Origin of the sequence: Ruminococcus sp. RTP21484sp1_RTP21277st1_D2_RTP21277_210401, assembly GCF_040924225.1 — a bacterium.
In the GTDB taxonomy this organism is placed as follows: domain Bacteria; phylum Bacillota; class Clostridia; order Lachnospirales; family Lachnospiraceae; genus Blautia_A; species Blautia_A faecis.
In genome coordinates this window covers 98134-119040 of record NZ_JBCOMJ010000006.1, presented here as the reverse complement: position 1 = coordinate 119040, position 20907 = coordinate 98134, and the positions used below count along the sequence as shown (strand labels likewise).

General features: G+C 44.8%; 22 protein-coding genes. 21 read left to right on the top strand and 1 reads right to left on the bottom strand.

All coding sequences use genetic code 11. From position 1 onward, the window contains the following. The first annotated feature begins 27 nt into the window (after positions 1 to 27). The 20 genes from AB5706_RS06440 to recN all read left to right on the top strand — a co-directional run bounded on the left by AB5706_RS06440 (position 28) and on the right by recN (position 17933). Positions 28 to 1176: a YncE family protein gene (locus tag AB5706_RS06440; protein WP_148462530.1), complete on the top strand. Its 1149-nt coding sequence runs from the start codon at positions 28 to 30 to the stop codon at positions 1174 to 1176. An 87-nt stretch (positions 1177 to 1263) separates the two neighbouring features. Then, positions 1264 to 2187: a stage III sporulation protein AA gene (gene spoIIIAA, locus AB5706_RS06435; protein ID WP_256144497.1), complete on the top strand. Its 924-nt coding sequence runs from the start codon at positions 1264 to 1266 to the stop codon at positions 2185 to 2187. Further along, positions 2184 to 2699, top strand: coding sequence for a stage III sporulation protein AB (locus AB5706_RS06430; protein WP_243243778.1), 516 nt, complete (start codon positions 2184 to 2186; stop codon positions 2697 to 2699). Before spoIIIAA ends, AB5706_RS06430 begins: the two co-directional genes overlap by 4 nt. A 75-nt stretch (positions 2700 to 2774) precedes the next feature. Then, on the top strand, positions 2775 to 2969 hold the full coding sequence (gene spoIIIAC, locus AB5706_RS06425) for a stage III sporulation protein AC (protein ID WP_021924294.1): 195 nt from the start codon (positions 2775 to 2777) through the stop codon (positions 2967 to 2969). 44 nt (positions 2970 to 3013) lie between these two features. Next, positions 3014 to 3400 (top strand): SpoIIIAC/SpoIIIAD family protein, encoded by a 387-nt coding sequence (locus AB5706_RS06420; protein ID WP_118581049.1) that lies wholly within the window; start codon positions 3014 to 3016, stop codon positions 3398 to 3400. Continuing rightward, the gene (locus AB5706_RS06415; protein WP_148462527.1) at positions 3397 to 4677 is read left to right on the top strand and encodes a stage III sporulation protein AE; all 1281 of its coding nucleotides are present in this window, start codon (positions 3397 to 3399) and stop codon (positions 4675 to 4677) included. The genes AB5706_RS06420 and AB5706_RS06415 overlap by 4 nt, the downstream gene beginning before the upstream one ends. 87 nt (positions 4678 to 4764) lie before the next feature. Then, positions 4765 to 5331, top strand: a complete 567-nt coding sequence (locus tag AB5706_RS06410; RefSeq protein WP_148462526.1) for a stage III sporulation protein AF — start codon at positions 4765 to 4767, stop codon at positions 5329 to 5331. Continuing rightward, the gene (locus AB5706_RS06405; protein WP_202030764.1) at positions 5273 to 5659 is read left to right on the top strand and encodes a hypothetical protein; all 387 of its coding nucleotides are present in this window, start codon (positions 5273 to 5275) and stop codon (positions 5657 to 5659) included. Before AB5706_RS06410 ends, AB5706_RS06405 begins: the two co-directional genes overlap by 59 nt. Positions 5660 to 5670: 11 nt before the next feature. After that, a complete protein-coding gene (locus tag AB5706_RS06400) occupies positions 5671 to 6366 on the top strand; it encodes a SpoIIIAH-like family protein (RefSeq protein WP_148462525.1) in 696 nt (231 codons plus the stop codon). 128 nt (positions 6367 to 6494) lie between these two features. Then, positions 6495 to 8084 (top strand): peptide chain release factor 3, encoded by a 1590-nt coding sequence (locus AB5706_RS06395; protein ID WP_148462524.1) that lies wholly within the window; start codon positions 6495 to 6497, stop codon positions 8082 to 8084. Positions 8085 to 8267: 183 nt separating this feature from the next. Continuing rightward, positions 8268 to 8654, top strand: coding sequence for an Asp23/Gls24 family envelope stress response protein (locus AB5706_RS06390; protein WP_118581028.1), 387 nt, complete (start codon positions 8268 to 8270; stop codon positions 8652 to 8654). Positions 8655 to 8758: 104 nt separating this feature from the next. Then, positions 8759 to 9316 (top strand): transcription antitermination factor NusB, encoded by a 558-nt coding sequence (gene nusB, locus AB5706_RS06385; RefSeq protein WP_148462523.1) that lies wholly within the window; start codon positions 8759 to 8761, stop codon positions 9314 to 9316. Further along, positions 9309 to 10538 (top strand): exodeoxyribonuclease VII large subunit, encoded by a 1230-nt coding sequence (xseA, locus tag AB5706_RS06380; protein WP_148462522.1) that lies wholly within the window; start codon positions 9309 to 9311, stop codon positions 10536 to 10538. Before nusB ends, xseA begins: the two co-directional genes overlap by 8 nt. Positions 10539 to 10619: 81 nt before the next feature. Further along, positions 10620 to 10844 (top strand): exodeoxyribonuclease VII small subunit, encoded by a 225-nt coding sequence (gene xseB / locus AB5706_RS06375; RefSeq protein WP_148462521.1) that lies wholly within the window; start codon positions 10620 to 10622, stop codon positions 10842 to 10844. Continuing rightward, the gene (locus AB5706_RS06370; protein ID WP_243249223.1) at positions 10816 to 11724 is read left to right on the top strand and encodes a polyprenyl synthetase family protein; all 909 of its coding nucleotides are present in this window, start codon (positions 10816 to 10818) and stop codon (positions 11722 to 11724) included. Before xseB ends, AB5706_RS06370 begins: the two co-directional genes overlap by 29 nt. Before the next feature lie 13 nt (positions 11725 to 11737). Next, positions 11738 to 13621: a 1-deoxy-D-xylulose-5-phosphate synthase gene (dxs, locus tag AB5706_RS06365; RefSeq protein WP_173769996.1), complete on the top strand. Its 1884-nt coding sequence runs from the start codon at positions 11738 to 11740 to the stop codon at positions 13619 to 13621. Continuing rightward, positions 13618 to 14442 carry a TlyA family RNA methyltransferase gene (locus AB5706_RS06360; RefSeq protein ID WP_148462520.1) on the top strand — a complete coding sequence of 275 codons (825 nt, stop codon included), beginning with the start codon at positions 13618 to 13620 and terminating at the stop codon, positions 14440 to 14442. The genes dxs and AB5706_RS06360 overlap by 4 nt, the downstream gene beginning before the upstream one ends. Positions 14443 to 14497: 55 nt before the next feature. Continuing rightward, positions 14498 to 15376: an NAD(+)/NADH kinase gene (locus AB5706_RS06355; protein WP_148462519.1), complete on the top strand. Its 879-nt coding sequence runs from the start codon at positions 14498 to 14500 to the stop codon at positions 15374 to 15376. A 187-nt stretch (positions 15377 to 15563) separates the two neighbouring features. After that, positions 15564 to 16019, top strand: a complete 456-nt coding sequence (gene argR / locus AB5706_RS06350) for an arginine repressor (RefSeq protein WP_118581008.1) — start codon at positions 15564 to 15566, stop codon at positions 16017 to 16019. 237 nt (positions 16020 to 16256) lie between these two features. Next, the gene (gene recN, locus AB5706_RS06345; protein WP_173769995.1) at positions 16257 to 17933 is read left to right on the top strand and encodes a DNA repair protein RecN; all 1677 of its coding nucleotides are present in this window, start codon (positions 16257 to 16259) and stop codon (positions 17931 to 17933) included. Positions 17934 to 18186: 253 nt separating this feature from the next. Here recN and AB5706_RS06340 read toward each other — a convergent pair whose 3' ends face one another. Next, on the bottom strand, positions 18187 to 19518 hold the full coding sequence (locus AB5706_RS06340) for a SpoIVB peptidase S55 domain-containing protein (RefSeq protein WP_233456009.1): 1332 nt from the start codon (positions 19516 to 19518) through the stop codon (positions 18187 to 18189). 572 nt (positions 19519 to 20090) lie between these two features. Between AB5706_RS06340 and spo0A the strand changes: the two genes are divergently transcribed. After that, complete coding sequence (spo0A, locus tag AB5706_RS06335) at positions 20091 to 20897, top strand: sporulation transcription factor Spo0A (RefSeq protein ID WP_148462517.1); 807 nt, start codon at positions 20091 to 20093, stop codon at positions 20895 to 20897. Positions 20898 to 20907: the final 10 nt, after the last annotated feature.

Genomic DNA, 20907 nt, shown 5'->3' with positions numbered 1-20907 from the left:
GTACTATTGCGGAAGCAGTGCAGATAAATGACGAAAAAGATGAAATGGAAAAACCGCATTTTCTGGCTCAGGATCCTGATCATGGTTCTGGTCATCGTGGGATCTTATCTGGCATATGCCTTTATATACAGAGGCAGAAATGAGCCGCCCACCAAGAGGAAAACCACTAATCAGGAAGCGGCTTACTATACTCTTCGTGGACAGATCCAGATGCTTTCCCAGAAAGAAGAGCTGATGGCATTTGCCTTTGAAGACAGGAAAAAGGAGCGGGAATACGGAACCTATATTATTCCCGGCCTGAAAGCAACACGAACCCTTCTTACCAGTGAGGGTGATATGCCGGCCATGTGTACCACTATGACACCGCAGGGTCTGGCAGTAACAGAGGATTATGTTTTTGTAAGTGCCTATTGCCATGCGAAAAAGCATAACTCTGTGATCTATATGATCAACAAAGAATCGCATCGTTTTATAAAAGAAATTATTTTGCCCGGACAGCCACATGTTGGCGGTCTGGCATATGACAGTGAACACCGGATTCTGTGGTATTCTTCAAATACGCAGGAACTTGCCCAGGCAGTGAGCCTTACCATGGAATCTATCGAAAATTATGACTATGATGCAGGCAGGCATCCTATCGCGACCAACCAGGTAGCCAGCCTTTACGGAATCGTCCGTGATTCCTTTATGACCTTTTATGATGGGTGTCTGTACGTTGGCTGTTTTACAAAATATACAGACAGTGCCATTGCAAGATATGCAGTAGATGATCAGGGAAACCTGATAAATACTATGGATGAAGGTCTGGGAATGAACTTCGGGATGGCGGTTCCCCTTGATTATTCCACCATTTCCGAACAGGCCCAGGGAATGACTTTTTATAACGACAAGCTTCTTTTGTCTCATTCCTTTGGAATTCTGCCTTCCAGAGTGGTATTTTATGAGAAATCCGATAAAAGGCTTTATGTAGATGAGAATTCTGCTGTCAGCTATCGGTTTCCGGAACGAATCGAACAGATTTTTGTGGATGGGGATGACTTGTACGTGCTGTTTGAATCCGCTGCTTATGCATATAGTTCAGCGTCTGTGAATATTGTGGACAGGGTTTTAAAACTGAGCCTTCCCAGAACGGAAGAATACCAGCAGAGCATACAGAGTAATGTGAGCCAGTATTAGAATGTGTCCAGAACTGAAATCTGGGGGATTTATTTAAGAATGAATCCGGGATTGTCCACATATATTAAAATTGAGAGGTGATACAACATAGAAGCAGAGCAGATTCAGAACCTGTTTGCAGGCAATATCCGCAGACTGTTGATGAATGCAAACCTTGATTATGACAAAATATATGAGATACGGTTAAGAGTAGGACGGCCGCTGTTCTACACCTATGACGGAGGTGAGGGTTTCCTTACCGACCATGATGGCAAATACGTGGTGACAAGGGAAGATCTGAAGGAAACCATGGAATATATAAGTGGTTATTCCCTTTATTCCTATGAAGATGAAATGCGCCAGGGATTTCTCACTGTTCAGGGAGGTCATCGGGTAGGTGTTACCGGAAAGGTGATTCTTGACGGCAATGAGATCCAGGGAATGAAATATATTTCCTGTATCAATGTACGTCTGGCTCACGAAGTGGTAGGCTGCGCAGACCAGGTGATGCCCTATATCCGCAAAAAAGACTGGGTAGCCCATACTTTGATCGTTTCTCCGCCAAGAGGGGGGAAAACAACCCTGCTCCGGGATATTATCCGTCAGCTGAGCAATGGTGAGGAAAAGAAAAAAATGCCGGGGGTAACGGTTGGCGTTGTAGATGAGAGAAGTGAGCTTGCCGGTTCCTATCAGGGAGTTCCCCAGAATGACCTTGGCATGCGTACAGATGTTCTGGACGGCTGTCCGAAGGCAGAAGGGATGGAAATGCTGATCCGTTCTATGTCCCCGGCAGTTGTGGCTGTAGACGAACTGGGACGGAAAGAAGACTTTAAAGCTGTGGAATCTGTGATCCACAGTGGATGTAAAGTGATCGCCACTGCTCATGGGAATTCCATTGAGGACGTGATCCATCAGCCTTATTTTGAAAAGCTGGTGAGAAGAAGAGTGTTTGAACGGTATATTTTCCTGGACAAGGGAGAACATGCAGGAACCATACTTGGAATTTATGACAGAAATGGGAGGCCTTGTTGAAAACAGCAGGAATCATTCTGATCCTTTTTTCCGGAACAGGTCTTGGGCTGTGTAAAAGCATGGAACTGACAGCCAGACTGAAAATTCTGGAAAAACTGGCGCAGCTTCTTCTGTTACTGAAAGGGGAAATCCGCTGCACAGGGGCGACGTTGGAAGATGCCTTTCTTGATGCTGCAGCAAAAATGCCAGGAGAGTACAGGCTTTTTCTCAAAGAAACTGCAGGATGGCTTCAGCAGCGGCCTGGAATTACCTTTGATGAGATTTTCAGGGAATGCGCGGTAAGACTGCTTCCCCTTCACAGGCTTTCAGAGGAAGAGCGGGAAAGCTTTCTTTCTCTGGGAGAAAAACTGGGATATCTGGACAGGGAAATGCAGGTGGCACAGCTCACACTTCTGGAGGAAGAGTTAGACTACAGGATAAAGATTCTGAAAAGTGCTATGCCAAAGCAGCAGAAAACATATCAGAGCATGGGAATTCTGGGAGGAATTCTGCTGGCAGTTTTGTTGTGGTAATTTCATATAATATCTGGGAAAATTGCCTGGAAAACGGTTATGTAAAGGCAGATAACGGTAAGAAAGGAGGCCCCCTTGGAAGTCAGTATTATTTTCAAAATAGCTGCTGTGGGGATTCTGGTCTCCGTACTTTCTCAGGTCCTGAAACACAGCGGCAGAGAGGAACAGGCTTTTTTAGTCAGCCTGGCAGGGCTTCTTGTGGTACTCTTCTGGATCGTACCATATATTTATGAGTTGTTTGACAGCATAAAAAAATTATTTGAATTGTGATCTGATTCACCAATATCCTGTCACCTGTGTTCAGGAGGTGGAAAATGGACATTATAAAGATTTCGTTACTAGGCGTATGCGGTGTTATTCTTGGATTTCTTATGAAAGGAACCAAACCGGAATACGCCTGTTTTATTACAGTTGGAATTGGTCTTGTGATCATGGGACTTGCTGTGGGGAAAATTTATTATCTGTTTGAATCTCTGGGAAAAATCCAGGAGACACTTCCGGTGGATACGGAATATATTTCCACACTGGTAAAAATGATCGGAATTACTTACATTGGCCAGTTTGCCTCCGGAATCTGTAAAGATGCAGGCTACAGCACCACAGCGGCTCAGATCGAGCTGTTCTGTAAATTGTCGGTGATGGTGCTGAGCATGCCGGTGCTTATGGCACTTCTGAAGACGATTCAGGAGTTCATGGTATGAGGTTTTGGAGAAAAAAACAAACATGGAAGGTAATTGCTGCATTGCTATTTGCAGTATGGATTCTGATGGGAGACAGGAAAATAAATGTAAAAGCAGAGAGCATGGAAACAGAGAATTTTACAGGTGAAACAGCAGTCGAAACCGAGGAAGAGATAACAAAGAAAACAACGGAGAAAACAGTAACTGCAGGTATTGGTTACCGTGCAGCTTCCGCTGATTCTGACGGCATTACGGAGCAGCTGGTTTCTGACATGTCTTTCGAACAGGTACAGGCTTTAATGGATGAAATGCTGGAAGAGGACAGCTTTTCCATAGGAACAGCATTAAAAAACATGATAAACGGCGAAACAGTATTTTCAAAAGAGGCGGTGCAGCAATTTCTGCGCAGCCTCTTTTTTGACCGGCTGGAAAAAGAACGGGCTAATTTTTTTCGCATTCTTCTTCTGGTGCTGGCAGCTGCTGTTTTTTCAAATTTTGCAGAGGTATTTGAAAACAGCCAGATTGGAGAGGTAAGTTTTTACATGGTATATCTTTTATTATTTACCATTCTGATGAACAGCTATCAGCAGCTTGGAGTTTCCCTTGGAAAACAGCTGGAGTGGATGACTCAGTTTATGAAAGGCCTGGCACCTGCTTATTTCGTGGCAGTTTCAGCAGCATCGGGAGCTGTCACGGCATCTGTATTTTATCAGGGGGTTCTTCTTCTGGTGTGGCTGGTGGAATGGCTTCTTCTCACTTTGATTCTGCCAGGGGCTAATCTGTATGTTCTTCTTTGTATGGTGAACCATCTTTCCAAAGAGGATATGTTAAGCAAGATGGCAGAGCTTCTGGAAACTATGATCAGCTGGAGCCTGAAAACCATGCTTGGGGCTGTCCTTGGGCTTCAGGCGGTACGAGGGTTGGTTGCGCCTGCCATGGATGCTATCAAACGAACTGCCCTGGGCAGAACTGCCGGAGCGATTCCGGCTGTGGGAAATGCCGTAAATGCGGTAACAGAATTGATTCTGGCAGGGGCACTGCTTGTGAAAAACTGTCTTGGAGCAATGGCAGTGGTGGTTCTGCTTCTTGCAGGAGCCGGACCTGTGATTCATTATGGTCTTCTATCCCTTAGCTATCGCTTCCTTGGTGCAGTGGCACAGCCTGTATCAGACAAACGAATCGTAGGCTGTCTTGGCACAATGGGAGAAGGCTGTGCCCTGCTTCTGCGGATCATGCTGACTGCGGAAATTCTGTGTGTGCTTACCTTTATAATTCTCATGGCGTCTGTAGGCGGATAAAAGTAACAGTAAGCGGAAATGAATCATAATAACCTGATCATATGACTGAGATATGAGACAAAAATGGGATGCGGGAAGTGATATATTATGAAAGAAGCCATCTACAGCTGGATCAAATGCCTTGCCATATTTTATATTCTGTTGACTATGCTCATCCATCTGGTGCCTACCGGGAAATATCAGCGTTATGTGCGTTTTTTTATGGGGCTTTTGCTGATGGCTATGCTGATCACTCCCATGCTTTCCATTCTGGAAAAAGCTAAGACACTGCCGGAAAGCTTTTCCAGCCTTTACCAGCAGGAGGAAAAAAAGCGGCTCACTCTTGATCTGGAAAATCTTCAGAAAAGCCTTCTGGAAAAAGGTGTGGAGGAGCAGCTTGAGAAAAATATTCCGGAATCTTTGAAAAAGAAAGGCATAGAAGTGACGGCATGCAAAGTACATATAGAAGGGGAGCTGTTAAAAGCCTGCCTGTGGACGAAGGCGGTGCCAGATGGAGAGCTTGAGAGGGGGATAAAAGATGAACTTGCAGCAAACTGGGGAATCCGGGAAGAAAACTGTGAAGTCCTTGCTTGGGAAAATGGGAAGCAGACAATGGGTGATTCTTCTCCTTCTGGGACTTCTGCTTACGGTGATCGCACTTCCGGTATCCAATAAAAAGGTTAGCTCCCCGGAAGTAAAAAGCAGTTCCTTTTTTTCTGCTTCTTCTGAGGAAAATACGGATGCAGAACGGACAGTTCTGGAGAAAAAACTGGAAGATCTTTTATCCCAGACAGAAGGAGTGGGAAAAGTGCAGGTGCTCCTTATGACGGGGGAAGAAAAAGACAGCAGCAGTTTCTACGATTCTGGAAATCAGGCGGTGACCGGAGTGCTGATCGTGGCGGAAGGAGCAGATAATTCTGTGGTTTCCAGGAATATTGTAGAAGGAGTTATGGCATTATTTCAGTTGGATGCCCATAAAATTAAAGTAATGAAAATGAAATGAGGAGAGGTAAAGTGAAAAAGATTCTGAAAAAGAACCAGGTAATCATTACTTCACTGGCGGTTCTGATCGCAATTGCAGGATACCTGAATTTTGCAGATGTAGATCTTGGCCTGAAAAATAAGGAGGCAAGCGCAGACAGCAGCAGTATTCTGGAGGATGTGGACTATGATCTGACCGATGAAACAGCCCTTCTGGATGAGAACGGGGCGGATAGCAGCCTTACGGATGTGCAGGATCAGACCACCAGCACACCGGGGGAAGCTGTACTTACTGCGGCTTCTGATTTTGCAGCCCAGGCCAAACTTTCCAGAGAACAGATCCGTTCACAGAATAAAGCAGACCTGCAGGCTATTATTAACAACCAGGATCTGGGAGATGACCAGAAGCAGGAGGCTGTGAGCACCATGGTTTCCATGGCGGATCTGACGGAAAAAGAGTCGGCAGCAGAACTTCTTCTGGAAGCCAAAGGTTTCGAAAATGTGATCGTAAACCTTACCGGAGAGACGGCAGATGTGGTGGTTCCGGAAGCAGATCTGACAGACGCAAAAAGAGCTCAGATTGAAGATATTGTGAAAAGAAAAACAGGGATTGCGCCGGAAAATATTGTGATCACGCCGTTAAATGAAAGCGAGGAAGAACTGGTAAACAAAGATGAATCATTGGAGACTTCCGTGGATATTGATGATGATACTACAGTAAATCCGTGATAATACTACAGTAAATCCATGATATACCCCCTTGACAGTGCAGCAGTCCTTATACTAGAATAGGAATGCTGCAAAAATATAAGAATACAAGCGTGTCTGAAATAGAGAATTCAAATAGGAGGCTAAACGTGTCGAAGTATACGAAAGAAATAGAAAAAAGAAGAACCTTTGCCATCATTTCCCACCCGGATGCAGGTAAGACTACTCTGACTGAGAAATTCCTGCTGTATGGCGGAGCCATTAATCTGGCCGGTAGTGTTAAAGGAAAGGCAACGGCCCGCCATGCAGTATCAGACTGGATGGAAATTGAAAAGGAGAGAGGTATTTCCGTTACTTCTTCCGTATTGCAGTTCCATTATGACGGTTACTGCATCAACATTCTGGATACTCCTGGACATCAGGATTTCTCAGAGGATACTTATCGTACCCTGATGGCTGCAGATTCTGCAGTTATGGTAATCGACGGGTCCAAGGGTGTTGAGGCACAGACCAGAAAGCTGTTCAAGGTCTGCGTTATGAGACACATTCCTATTTTTACTTTTATCAATAAAATGGACCGTGATGCCAACGATACCTTTGATCTTCTTGACGAGATCGAAAAAGAGCTTGGAATCGCAACCTGCCCTATTAACTGGCCAATCGGTTCCGGTAAGAAATTCCGCGGTGTTTACGACCGCAACACGAATAAGATCCTTACTTTCACAGATACCCAGAAAGGTACCAAGGAGGGAACTATTGAGGAAATCGATCTGGATTCTCCTCATGCACTTGAGGTTATGGATCCGGAGCAGAAAGAACAGCTTCTGGAGGAAATCGAGCTTCTGGATGGCGCAAGTGCCGAGTTCGATCAGGAGATGGTAAGTAAGGGAGAACTGACTCCTGTGTTCTTTGGATCCGCTCTTACCAATTTTGGTGTTGAGACTTTCCTGAAGCATTTCCTGAAGATGACTACGTCACCTCTTCCAAGAATGGCAGACTCAGGTCTTGTTGATCCTATGAGCGATGATTTTTCTGCTTTTGTATTTAAGATTCAGGCAAATATGAATAAGGCTCACCGTGACAGAATTGCATTTATGCGTATCTGCTCCGGCAAATTCGATGCCTCCCAGGAGGTTTATCATGTACAGGGGGATAAGAAGATGAGACTTCTTCAGCCCCAGCAGATGATGGCTGAGTCACGCCATGTAGTTGAGGAGGCTTATGCAGGAGATATTATCGGTGTATTTGATCCCGGTATTTTCTCTATTGGAGATACGATCTGTACGCCTGGAAAAAAATTTGCATTTGAGGGCATTCCTACATTTGCACCGGAGCACTTTGCAAGGGTAAGACTTCTGGATACCATGAAGAGAAAGCAGTTTGTAAAGGGAATTAACCAGATCGCACAGGAAGGTGCCATCCAGATTTTCCAGGAGCTTTACGGAAATATGGAAGAGATCATTGTGGGCGTTGTTGGTGTGCTCCAGTTTGATGTTTTGAAATATCGTCTGGAGAATGAGTACAATGTAGAAATTCGTCTGGAAAATCTGCCATATGAGCACATCAGATGGATTGCGAACAAGGATGAGATTCAGGTGGACAAGATCGTCGGAACTTCTGACATGAAGAAGGTTACAGATCTGAAAGGCAATCCGTTGCTTTTGTTTATCAATGCATGGAGTGTGGGCATGACAGAAGACAGAAATCCGGATTTAATATTAACAGAATTCAGTAAATAACTCTTTTCATTTTTGACGCATTTTGCTATAATTAAAGAAAGTCTCGGATAGAAATAGAACTGCGCAGATGCGTGGGATGATCCGTTTCGTGTAAATACGCCGTAAGGCAGATTTGACGCTGGCCTCGTGGAAAGATGCGAATTTTCCGGCAGCCGGCAGATTAAACCTAGGAGGTTTGTAAGCATGGCAGAGAAGAGAACAACATATAAAATACAGGATATTGAGGGAATCGGTGAGGTTCAGATCGCAGATGAGGTCGTTACTATTATCGCCGGACTTGCCGCTACAGAAGTAGACGGAGTTGCCTCCATGGCAGGCAATATTACCAATGAGCTGGTAAGCAAGCTTGGAATGAAGAATCTCTCCAAGGGAGTTAAGGTTGAAATTGTTGACAGTGTGGTAAGCGTTGACCTTACCCTGAATATTGAATATGGCATGAATATCCTTGAGACCAGCAAGAAGGTTCAGGAGAAAGTAAAAGCAGCCATTGAGAACATGACAGGACTTGAGGTTGCAGATGTCAATATTCATATTGCAAGCGTAGATATGGAGAATGAAAAAAGCAAGTAAACGAAAAAAGGAAAGTAAACCTTTCCTTTTTTTTCTATGAATGTCTGCGTGAGCTGGCATTTCTTTACAGGGATTTTCGGGAGTTACAGATAGTAGGAGGAAACATGAGAAGAAGGGAACAGAGAGAACATATTTTTAAGCTGCTTTTTATCAGTGAGTTTAATACACAGAAAGAAATGGAAGAGCAGCTGGCTTTATATTTAGCTGATATTGAGAATCTGGAAGAGAGCGACCGGGACTATATCAGCCGCAAATATATGAACATTATGAACTGCACAGATGAGCTTGATGAGAAGCTGAACAGCATCAGTATGGGATGGAAGACAAGCCGTATGAACCGTGTTGATCTGACAGTTCTTCGTCTGGCTGTGTATGAGCTTGAATATGAGAAAGAGGAAGTGCCGGTAGGAGTTGCCATCAATGAGGCTGTAGAACTGGCGAAATGCTTCGGTTCTGAAGAGTCCGGTGCATTCGTAAACGGAATCCTTGGAAAAATTGCCAACCCGGATAAGAAGGTTGCTGCAAGAAAGGCATCTTCTAAGAAAGAAGAACAGACCTCTGCAAGACCGAAGTCCGGTTTCAAGGTAAAGGATCCTTCCAAAAAGGTGGTAGTTGTCAACCGCAATGTAAGCTCCAGGGCACCGGAAAATAAAAATGAATAATGTTTATTCTGTTGGTCAGGTAAACCGCTATGTGAAGAACATGTTTACCCAGGACTATTTTTTACAGAATATTTATGTAAAGGGAGAGGTATCCAACTGTAAATACCACTCCACAGGACACATCTATTTTACCTTGAAGGACGAAGGCGGCACACTGAAATGCGTTATGTTCGCAGGTTCCAGAAGAGGTCTTGCTTTCCGCATGAAAGACGGAGACAAGGTGATAGCCGGGGGCAGAGTAGATGTCTATGAAAGAGATGGCGTATATCAGTTCTATGCGAAGGAGATTACTTTAGAGGGAGCTGGTGCGCTTTATGAAAGATACCTGGCATTGAAGCAGGAGCTGGAGGATATGGGAATGTTTGCACAGGAGTACAAGCAGCCCATACCGGAATTTGCCCACAGAGTGGGGATTGTCACATCTCCTACAGGTGCTGCGATCCGGGATATTATCAACGTTTCCACCCGAAGAAATCCTTTTATCCAGAGTATTCTTTACCCGGCACTTGTGCAGGGAGAGGGAGCAGTGGCCAGTATTGTACGTGGTATCCGCATGCTGGACGAGGCAGGCGTGGATGTGATCATTGTAGGACGGGGCGGTGGTTCTATCGAGGAACTATGGGCTTTTAACGAAGAAGAGGTGGCAAGGGCGATTTTTGAGTGCCATACACCTGTAATTTCTGCAGTGGGACATGAGACTGACTTTACCATCGCGGATTTTGTGGCGGATCTTCGTGCCCCTACACCTTCAGCAGCGGCAGAACTCGCCTATTTTGACTGCCGGACTCTTTTGAACTCCATGCAAGGGTATCAGGAACGGCTGGAACGGGCAGTGTGGAATAAAATTGACGTAAACAGGGCAAAACTGGAAAGATATGGAACACGTCTTCAGTATCTGAATCCGGAGAGCCGTCTGCGTGACCGTCAGCAGTATGCGGCAGATGTGCAGGAACGAATCCAGTCTGCCATGGAACAAAAGATAAAAGATAAAAGACACAGACTGTCCCTCTATCTGGAACGGTTTCACGGTCTTTCTCCTCTTCGGAAGCTGAATCAGGGTTACTCCTATGTTTCTGATAAGGAAGGAAAGACATTGACAAGCGTTTCCCAGGTAAAACAAGGGGATAGTCTGCTGATTTATGTTACAGATGGTACAATAGAGGCGTCTGTACAGAATACAAAAGCCAGCAGTTACGGAGCAGATACAGACTGTGAAAAATAAAGTCAGCGTGCAGATCGTGCATAGCCCATAAAAGGCTTCTGTGTACAATGTGCGCAGCGATAAAGATGGAGGTGCGGGATAATGGCTGATGAGAAAAAAGAAGAGAAAACTCTGGAGGAGGCTTTTTCAGAGCTGGATGTTCTGGCGGGAAAGCTGGAAGACCGTGAGACCTCCCTGGAAGATTCGTTTCGTCTTTATAAACAGGGAATGGAGCTTCTGAAATATTGCAATGATAAGCTTGATACTGTAGAGAAAAAAATGCTGCAGATGAATGAGGATGGTAGCCTTGGTGAATTTTCAAGATGAATTAAAAAAAAGAACAGAAGAAATTAATAAAGTGATCCAGTCTTATCTTCCGGCAGAGGAAGGTTTTGCGAAGACTATGGCACAGGCAATGAATTACAGTATTCTGGCAGGCGGAAAGCGCCTTCGCCCTATGCTGATCCTGGAAACCTTAAGGCTGTTTGGAGGAGAAGAGAAGCTGGCATATCCTTTTATGGCAGCTATGGAGATGATTCATACCCATTCACTGGTCCATGATGATCTTCCGGCTCTTGATAATGACGATTACCGAAGAGGACGTCTTACCACCCATAAAGTTTATGGGGAAGCCATGGGGGTTCTGAGTGGTGTGGCACTTCTCAATTATGCTTATGAAGTGATGCTTACAGCTTTTGACAAGGCAGATACACCAGATCGTCAGGCACATGTGATTCAGGCGCTGAAGGTGATATCTCATAAGACCGGACTTTACGGAATGCTTGGCGGACAGAGTGTGGATGTGGAAAATGACGGCAAGCCTATGAGCCGTGAGATGATTGATTATATTTATGAGAATAAGACTTCTGCACTTATTGAAGCCTCTGTGATGACAGGCGCAATTCTCGGAGGTGCCACAGAAGAAGAGATTGCTATAGTAGAAAAGGCAGCAAAAAATATCGGCCTTGCTTTCCAAATCCAGGATGATATCCTGGATGTGACCAGCACCGAGGAAGAGCTGGGAAAGCCAATTCACAGTGATGAGAAGAATCATAAGACTACTTATGTGACACTTATGGGAATTGAGAAAGCCTCGCAGCAGGTGAAGAAGCTGTCAGATGAGGCAGTCACTTTGCTTGAAGGACTGAATAAGAAAAATGAATTCCTGTTTACTCTGGTGAACGAGCTGGTGGGACGCAGGAAGTGAAAGAAGGATACAAATGATTCTGGATAAAATAAAAAAGCCCAACGATATTCACAAAATTCCTCTGGCTGAATTTCCTCAGCTGGCAGAAGAAATACGAAGCTTTTTGATTGAATCCGTCAGCAGGACAGGAGGACATTTGGCATCCAATCTTGGAGTGGTAGAACTTACACTGGCACTGCATAATGTACTGGATTTTCCAGATGACAAGCTGATTTGGGATGTAGGCCATCAGGCATACACTCACAAGATCCTCACCGGACGAAAAGGTGAATTTGAGACCCTGCGCAAGGAAGGCGGACTGAGTGGTTTTCCAAAAAGAGGGGAGAGCAATTGCGACTCTTTTGACGCGGGACATAGCTCAGATTCTATTTCTGCAGGCCTTGGTTATGTGCATGCAAGGGATCTTCTTGGAGAGAATTATCATGTGGTTTCTGTGATCGGCGATGGTGCGCTTACAGGCGGTATGGCTTATGAGGCGCTGAATAATGCAGCTGAATTGAAGACCAATTTTATAATTGTTTTAAATGACAATAATATGTCAATCTCTCCAAATGTAGGAGGAATGTCAAATTATCTCAGTGCGATCCGTACTGCAGAAGCATACACCGGAATGAAAATGAGCCTGAATAAGGCGGTAAAAAAGATTCCCCGTGTGGGAACCGCTATGGTGGATGCTGTGAGAAGGACGAAAAGCAGCATTAAGCAGCTTTTTATTCCAGGAATGCTCTTTGAAAATATGGGACTGACCTATCTTGGACCGGTGGACGGGCATAATATGCGCCAGATGATGCGCCTTTTTAATGAGGCAAAGCGTGTGAAGGGACCGGTTGTGGTTCATGTTCTTACAGAAAAGGGACGTGGCTATGAACCTGCAAGACAGAACCCGGATATGTTTCATGGAATTGGACCGTTTGATATCAAGACTGGAAAGCCAACCCAGAAGAAGGTCTGTCCAGGCTATACGGATGTGTTTGCAGATGCTTTGTGCCAGGTAGCGGCAGAAGAAGAGAAGCTGGTTGCCATTACAGCTGCCATGCCTGATGGTACCGGGCTGAAAAAGTTTTCCCAGAGATTTCCGGACCGGTTCTTTGATGTGGGAATTGCAGAAGAGCATGCGGTTTCCTTTGCAGCCGGACTGGCACTTGGCGGAGTGATCCCGGTGGTTGCCATTTATTCTTCCTTTTTGCAAAGAGCTGTGGATCAGATGCTTCACGATGTGTGCATGCAGAAGCTTCATGTGATCTTTGCAGTGGACAGGGCTGGGCTTGTTGGTGCAGATGGTGAGACACATCAGGGCAATTTTGACATTTCCTATCTCAGTATGATGCCTGGAATGACAGTGATGGCACCGAAGAATGACTGGGAGTTAAAGGAAATGCTTCGCTTTGCTGTGAAAGCGGATGGCCCGGTAGCAATCCGTTACCCAAGAGGTAACGCATATCAGGGGCTGCAGGAATATCAGACAGCTGTGGAGATGGGGAAAAGTGAAGTCCTTCACAGCGGTTGTAAGGTAGCAGTTCTGGCACTTGGAAGCATGGTGGAGATCTGTGCAGATGTCTGCAGTGAATTACAGAAGGCAGGAATTGATCCTACTTTTGTAAATGTCAGATTTGTAAAGCCATTAGATACAGCTTTGCTGGATCAGCTGGCACGGAATCACAGTCTGGTGGTAACAGTAGAAGAAAATGTGCAAAATGGTGGCTTTGGACAGCAGGTATGCGGTTATATGGAAGAATATCATCCTGGTATCCAGGTGCTGCCGGTGGCTATTCCGGATCGTTTTGTGCCTCATGGAGGTGTGGACAGTCTTAGGGTACAGCTGGGGCTTAGCGCCAATGCCATCGCAGAGAAGATAAAGAAAATTTCAAGTAGCTATTCAGAAGGAATAAGAGAATGAAGAAACGATTGGATATGATGCTGGTGGAGCGCGCTCTTGCACCTTCCAGAGAAAAAGCAAAAGCATATATCATGGCCGGACAGGTTTATGTAGATGGTCAGAAGGAAGATAAAGCAGGTTCCATGTTTGCTGAAACGGTGAAAGTGGAAGTCAGAGGAAACACTCTTCCATATGTAAGCCGTGGCGGCCTGAAGCTTGAAAAAGCAATGAATGAATTTGATGTAAGTCTTGAGGGGAAGGTGTGCATGGATGTAGGCGCCTCTACAGGCGGTTTTACAGACTGTATGCTTCAGAATGGCGGTGTGAAGGTATATTCTATTGATGTGGGATATGGCCAGCTGGACTGGAAGCTTCGCAACGACCCAAGAGTTGTGTGCATGGAGAAAACCAACATTCGCTATGTGGTACCGGAGGATATCCAGGAGAAACCTGCATTTTCCTCTATTGACGTTTCCTTTATTTCCCTGACAAAGGTACTGGGACCTGTGAGAAACCTTCTTACAGAGGATGGCGAGATCGTCTGCCTGATAAAACCCCAGTTTGAGGCTGGCAGGGAAAAGGTGGGAAAGAAAGGGGTTGTCCGTGATCCTGCTGTACACGAGGAAGTGATAGAGAAGGTGAGGGATTTCGCTATGAGTATTTCCCTCGAGCCATGCCATCTTTCTTTTTCTCCGATCAAAGGACCAGAGGGAAATATTGAATATCTTCTGCATCTGAAGAAAAGACCGGAGGGAACGGAGGTTCCGGACAGTCTTACTGTGAAAGTGGAGGATGTGGTTGCACAGGCACACGGAGCATTGGATAAACCGGCAGAAAAATAGTATGCAGTTGAATGCTGTTGCTTACAGGGGCAGTAAACAGATACAGGACTTTGTTATGAATAAGTTTTATATTATAACCAACAATGAAAAAGATAAAAATCTGGAATTTACAGACCGGGTAGTGGATTATCTTGGAAAAAGAGGCGGACACTGTGAAGTTCAGCTTGCTGGAAGACAGACCGCAGGTCCGTTCCACTATACGGATCCAAGAAAGATTCCAGAAGAAACACAGTGCATTATCGTACTTGGCGGTGATGGAACCCTTCTGCAGGCGGCCAGAGACATTCAGGCGGCTCACGATAAGAAGCGCAGTCAGATTCCCCTTCTGGGAGTCAATCTTGGAAATCTGGGCTTTCTGGCTGAGGTGGACAGGCAGTCTGTATACCAGGCTCTTGACAAGCTTACGGAGGATGTCTACGAGGTGGAAGAGAGAATGATGCTCTCCGGGACTGTTTACCGGGGAGACAGGGTCATCGGCAAGGATATTGCCTTAAATGACATTGTAATTGCAAGGGAAGGTCCCCTTCGTGTTGTAAGATTTAAAAATTTTGTCAATGACGAATATCTGAACTCTTATAACGCTGATGGAATTATTATTTCCACACCTACAGGTTCGACAGGATACAGCCTTTCTGTTGGCGGTCCTATTGTTTCACCAAGTGGAGAGATGACGATTATGACACCGATCGCGCCACATACTCTGAACAGCCGAAGCATTGTTTTCCCGGCGGAAGATGTGATTACGGTGGAAATGGGAGAGGGACGTCACCAGGATTGCGAAAAAGGACTGGCTTCTTTTGATGGGGATTCTGAGATTCCAATGATCACAGGAGATAAGATTGTGATCCGAAAGGCAGAGGTGAAAACCAGGATTTTGAAGCTGAATCATCTTAGTTTCGTTGAAGTGTTGAGACAGAAAATGAGGGATAGCTGATTTTTGATGTATAAAATATAAATATTATTATAAGTGTTGATTTCCGCATGGGAATTTTATTGATAATATCATTTTCAGAATGCGTTGCAAAGGTTCCTTCAGAGCTTGTTTGAAAAAGGGGTATTGTAAGTGACAGCTTTTTTTAACAGACTTCAGGGCAGAAAATCTTTGCAGGGGAGGTTAAGAAGTGAAATTAGCAAGACATGAGAAAATTATCGAACTGATAAAAGAATATGACATAGATACACAGGAAGAGCTTGCAGCCAGATTGAATGAAGCCGGTTTTAAGGTGACACAGGCTACGGTTTCACGAGATATCCGTGCACTGAAAATGACCAAGGTTGCAGGAAAAGACGGGAAATCCCGCTATGCCATCCTGCAGGATACACAGCCAGGGCTTGGGGACCAGTATACAAGAGTGTTAAATGATGCGGTTGTGTCCATTGAGGTTGGACAGAATCTGGTAGTGATCAAAACAGTTACCGGAATGGCAATGGGAGTTGCCACAGCTCTGGATGCCTTGAAATGGCCGGAAATCCTGGGCTGTATTGCAGGAGATGACACGATTATGTGTGCCTGCAAAAGCTCTGAGCTGGCGGAGGGTGTCATGGAGAAGCTGGGCAGTATTTTGAACAGAAGATAAAAATGGAAACAGTTTGCATGACCGGAATTTTCAATCGGGTTTCAGAGCTGACTGAGAACATAAAGTGGATCGGGCAGGGATTTCCTGCTCGATTGTTGCTATCTGAAGGCATGTGTTGCTTTGAAGCATATCGCTGCCTGACATTACATATGGGCAATTAGGCCTGTTTATAAGAGTATGAGAAAAGAGTAAGGAGTTACTGTCCATTGGGAATACAGTAACGTAAGGAGGTCAACCTTGTTAGTACATTTACACGTAAAAAACCTTGCACTCATAGATGAAATAGAAGTGGAATTCGGACCCGGGCTGAATATCCTCACCGGTGAGACTGGTGCCGGTAAGTCCATTCTTCTCGGTTCCATGCAGCTGATCCTGGGAGGAAAGACGTCCAGAAGCATGATCAGGGAAAATGCGCCCTATGCACTGGTAGAGCTTTTATTCCAGGTTGAAAATACGAAAGCAAAAGAGGCACTTGCTGCACTTGATATTTATCCAGAGGACGGACAGATCCTCATGTCAAGAAAAATCATGGACGGCAGGAGCATTAATAAGATAAATGGGGAGACAAGCACTGTCAGCCAGATGAAGGCTGCTGCAGCCTGTCTTCTTGACATTCACGGGCAGCATGAGCACCAGTCCCTTCTCTATGAGGAGAAACAGCTGGAAATCCTGGATGCTTACGGCCGTGAAAAAATCTTTCCGGAAAAAGAGAAGGTGAAAGCTGCCTATCAGGAATATAAGAAATGTCAGGCAGAACTGAAATCTCTGGATATGGATGAAGAGCAGAAGAATCGTGAAATGGCTTTTCTGGAATTTGAGATCAATGAGATTGAGAAAGCATCTCTGGTTCCAGGAGAAGACGAAGAATTGGAAAAGCAGTATCGAAAGCTTTCCAATGGACGCAGAATTATCGATTCCCTACAAAGTGCCCATGCCCTTACCGGATATGACGGACAGGGAGCCGGGGAAGCAGTGGGAGAGGCTCTTCGGGAGCTTTCCAGAGTGACAGAGTACGATGATCAGCTGGAATCCCTTTCCCAGACTTTAAGTGAGGTGGACGGACTTCTCAATGATTTTAACAGGGAGCTGTCCTCCTATATGGATGACATGACTTTTGATGAATCCGTATTTTATGAGACAGAGCGCCGCCTGGATCTGCTCAATGGTCTGAAAGCCAAATACGGTCAGCGTATCGAAGAAATCCAGGAATACCAGAAAAAACAGCAGGAAAAGCTGAACAAGCTTCAGAAGTATGAAGAAATTTTCGAGGCTGCCAAGGAAGAACTGAAAAAGGCAGAGAAAAAGCTGGAAACAGCCTGCAGCCGTCTTTCGGAGGTTCGTAAAGAATACAGCCATCAGCTGGAGGAAAAGGTAATTCAGGGATTAAAAGACTTAAATTTCCTGGATGTACAGTTTGCCATCACGTTTTCCAGAAGAAGCAGTTTTACAGAGAATGGTTATGATGAAATTCAGTATGAAATTTCCACAAATCCGGGAGAAAGTCTGAAGCCCCTTGGTAAAATCGTATCTGGCGGTGAGCTTTCCAGAATTATGCTTGCCTTGAAGGCAATCCTGGCAGATCGTGACCAGATCGAAACACTGATTTTCGATGAAATAGATACGGGAATCAGCGGACGCACTGCTCAGAAGGTTTCTGAGAAAATGGCAGTGATCGGGCATCATCATCAGGTGCTCTGCATTACCCATCTTCCCCAGATCGCAGCCATGGCAGATTCCCATTTTGAGATCAAGAAGCAGGTTGAAGGCACCAAGACCACCACTCAGATCCATCCCCTGGACGAGGAAGCCTCCGTCCGTGAACTTGCTCGCCTCCTGGGCGGCGCCCAGATCACTGGAGCTGTGCTGGAGAATGCAAGGGAGATGAAGAAACTTGCCCGGGAGTGCAAGGAATGATTTCTTTTTGTAGATTGAGGAAATATGTTCGACAGCTGTGGGAGCGCCTCAGGCGCGAAGCAGCTGGCTTTCATATATGATGAAGTGGCTTGTCAGCTGCATCTCCGTTTAGAAAAAAGTTGAAATCCTCTGTGAGACAGGTTCCTGTTTGACAGAGGATTTCTGGGTATGTCAGAAGATTTTTCAAGCACATTCCGGAGTCTGCCTGCTCAGATCAGAGACTATGAGGTGTGCAGATTGCGGAAATGATTTTTCAGACAGGCTCCAGCATGTTTTCAATAAAAATTCCATATCCACTTGCCGCATCCTGGACAAAAACGTGGGTCACCGCACCGATTACTTTTCCATTTTGCAGGATGGGACTGCCTGACATGCCCTGGACAATACCGCCGGTGGTGTTAAGAAGCCGCTGATCGGTGATATGGATGACGAAACTTTTGTTAGTGTCCTCGTGGTTCATGTCGATTCTGGTGATTTCTGCATCGTATTCTTTTACTCCATTACCTACATCACACAGAATGGAAGCCGGACCGGTCTGTACTTCCTGTTTGTAGCCAATTTTCATCTGGCGGAGGGAAATTGGCAGAGAATCATTTCCGGAAAAACTGTCTGTAAAATCCCAGAAAGAAGTTTTGGACTGGTTAAAGCTTTCAGAAGCATTGACCGTATCATTTGAAGCAGAAGCTGCGGTCTGGAGCTCTGTAATATTATTGCCAGAACTGCTGGTGAAACTGCCGTAAATTCCATTTGAACTATTTACACGAATCTGTCCGATCACATTGTCATTTCTGTAACGGATCAGCCCGGAAAGTTCTCCGGGACTTCCTTTTTCCCCTTTTTGCACTCCGAGAATCTGGGCACAGTAAAGATTTCCTCCCTTTATTGACAAAAGATTTCCTGTGTCAATATCGCTGATTCCATGGCCAAGAGCACCGAAATTTCCGTCTTTTGTTACATAGGTAAGGGTTCCGATTCCCTGGGTATCATCCCGGACCCAGATTCCAAGCTTGTACTTTCCGGAAGCATCCTGTGCCGGGGAGAGAGAGACCGGAATGGTACTGTTATTTCTTCGCACGCTTACCGTAACAGGCTTTCCATCAATAGTTTCCAGATCGTTAATTAAATCCTGCTTGCAGGATATTTTCTGCTCATTTAGTGCAACAATATAATCGCCAGGCTTTAAAATATTTTTTGCCGGATCCTGCATCTGTCCATTTTCAGAAAGGATTTCTCCGGTGTCGATCACAAGAACTCCGTCTGTTTCCATGTAAATCCCCACTGTGCTGCCGCTGACCAGAATGGTGTCTGCCTCTGTTGGTTTCACTTTAATATTCTTGAAAGCTATTTTTCCAAAAAGCCTGCAAGGCAGCTGGTAGCTTCCTTCCCCGGAAGCAGTGATTGTATCTCCGAAAGATACAAAAGGAAGATTGGAAATCTGGGAAAGGTCAAGTCCTGAATTTTTGTCAATGTGTATTTCATCCGGAATTTTCCGGTCCAGATAACGATATCCCAGAAATACCATTGCCAGAAGGTCAAGGACAAGACAGAGCAGGATAAAATGTTTGTATTTTCGTTTCTGGTACATGTTTTCACATCCTTTTCTTTTGTTTTTCACTGTGCTGGTACAGCAAATATTAAGTAACCGCTATAGTGACTTGTCTGATTTTTCATATACTGTGTCAATATAGCAGAAACTTAATTTTCACTGTACTAGTATGGAGAAAAATCATGATTTCACTCTTGTATTTTTATGAACCTGTTCCATATCTTTCAATCATAAAACGCGAAAAAAATAAACTGTGTTAAATTGAGAGTCGGTGTAAAACGCTGTCTTAATATAAAAATCCCCTCAGAAAAAATGAAATTATTGTCGTTAAAAGACGCAAAAAAGCTCGAAACTAATCGAACGAAAATGCAGTAAAAACGGCAGTTTCGGCTTGATTTCCCCATGGCAGTTCCACTATAATAGACGTTGTTACAGCAAAGGAAAATTTTTCTGAAAAATGTGCAAGAGCAAACAGGGCCCTGCTGTTTTGTACAGGTGATAGGAAGATATTGGGAAGAAAAACGCGTTTGCTTCCTGATATCAGAAATATAGCAACTTTCCGGCTGTGGATTGCCGGAGAATTTTCAAAATAGTAGAAGGAGAATGGCCTCATGGAAAAATTGAATGTGGCAATTGCGGACGATAATGAGAAAATGGTGGAGGTACTGAGTAAGATCATTGATCAGGACGAAGACCTGAAACTGGTTGGAAAAGCACATAATGGAGAAGAAATCTGTAACATCATAAAGGAAAAACAGCCTGACGTGGTTGTACTGGATATTATCATGCCAAAAGTTGACGGACTTTCAGTGATGGAGCGCTTCAGTCACGATGAAAATTTGAAAAAAGTGCCGTCATTTATTGTGGTTTCGGCAGTGGGACAGGAGCGGATCACAGAGGACGCTTTTGATCTTGGAGCAGATTATTTTATGCTGAAGCCTTTTGACAACAAAATGCTGCTGAACCGGATCAAACACATCCGCCGGGCGGGAGAGAGACGCGCCAGGGAAATGAACCGTCCAAGACAAAAGGAAGAGGAAAATACTTACAATCCAGGAAATCTGGAAACGGATGTGACAGATATTATACATGAAATCGGAGTACCTGCACATATTAAAGGTTATCAGTATCTGCGGGATGCCATTATTTTATCCGTAAATGACATGGAAATGCTGAATTCTATTACAAAAATTTTATACCCAACCATAGCCAAACGCCATCAGACAACGCCAAGCCGCGTGGAGCGGGCTATCCGCCATGCCATTGAAGTTGCATGGAGCCGTGGAAAAATGGATACCATTGACCAGCTGTTTGGCTATACAGTGAGCAATGGGAAAGGAAAACCTACCAATTCCGAGTTTATTGCACTGATTGCTGACAAAATCAGACTGGAATATAAAAATCGTTCTTTCCAATGAGCCGAATTTG

What these genes read in the sequence shown, in the direction of transcription:
- xseA (WP_148462522.1), top strand. Translation starts at nt 9,309, where the DNA reads ATGAATAATGTTTATTCTGTTGGTCAGGTAAACCGCTATGTGAAGAAC.
- AB5706_RS06370 (WP_243249223.1), top strand. Translation starts at nt 10,816, where the DNA reads ATGGTAGCCTTGGTGAATTTTCAAGATGAATTAAAAAAAAGAACAGAA.
- nusB (WP_148462523.1), top strand. Translation starts at nt 8,759, where the DNA reads ATGAGAAGAAGGGAACAGAGAGAACATATTTTTAAGCTGCTTTTTATC.
- AB5706_RS06360 (WP_148462520.1), top strand. Translation starts at nt 13,618, where the DNA reads ATGAAGAAACGATTGGATATGATGCTGGTGGAGCGCGCTCTTGCACCT.
- dxs (WP_173769996.1), top strand. Translation starts at nt 11,738, where the DNA reads ATGATTCTGGATAAAATAAAAAAGCCCAACGATATTCACAAAATTCCT.
- AB5706_RS06340 (WP_233456009.1), bottom strand. Translation starts at nt 19,518, where the DNA reads ATGTACCAGAAACGAAAATACAAACATTTTATCCTGCTCTGTCTTGTC.
- spo0A (WP_148462517.1), top strand. Translation starts at nt 20,091, where the DNA reads ATGGAAAAATTGAATGTGGCAATTGCGGACGATAATGAGAAAATGGTG.
- AB5706_RS06355 (WP_148462519.1), top strand. Translation starts at nt 14,498, where the DNA reads ATGAATAAGTTTTATATTATAACCAACAATGAAAAAGATAAAAATCTG.
- AB5706_RS06420 (WP_118581049.1), top strand. Translation starts at nt 3,014, where the DNA reads ATGGACATTATAAAGATTTCGTTACTAGGCGTATGCGGTGTTATTCTT.
- AB5706_RS06415 (WP_148462527.1), top strand. Translation starts at nt 3,397, where the DNA reads ATGAGGTTTTGGAGAAAAAAACAAACATGGAAGGTAATTGCTGCATTG.
- AB5706_RS06390 (WP_118581028.1), top strand. Translation starts at nt 8,268, where the DNA reads ATGGCAGAGAAGAGAACAACATATAAAATACAGGATATTGAGGGAATC.
- AB5706_RS06410 (WP_148462526.1), top strand. Translation starts at nt 4,765, where the DNA reads ATGAAAGAAGCCATCTACAGCTGGATCAAATGCCTTGCCATATTTTAT.
- xseB (WP_148462521.1), top strand. Translation starts at nt 10,620, where the DNA reads ATGGCTGATGAGAAAAAAGAAGAGAAAACTCTGGAGGAGGCTTTTTCA.
- AB5706_RS06440 (WP_148462530.1), top strand. Translation starts at nt 28, where the DNA reads ATGACGAAAAAGATGAAATGGAAAAACCGCATTTTCTGGCTCAGGATC.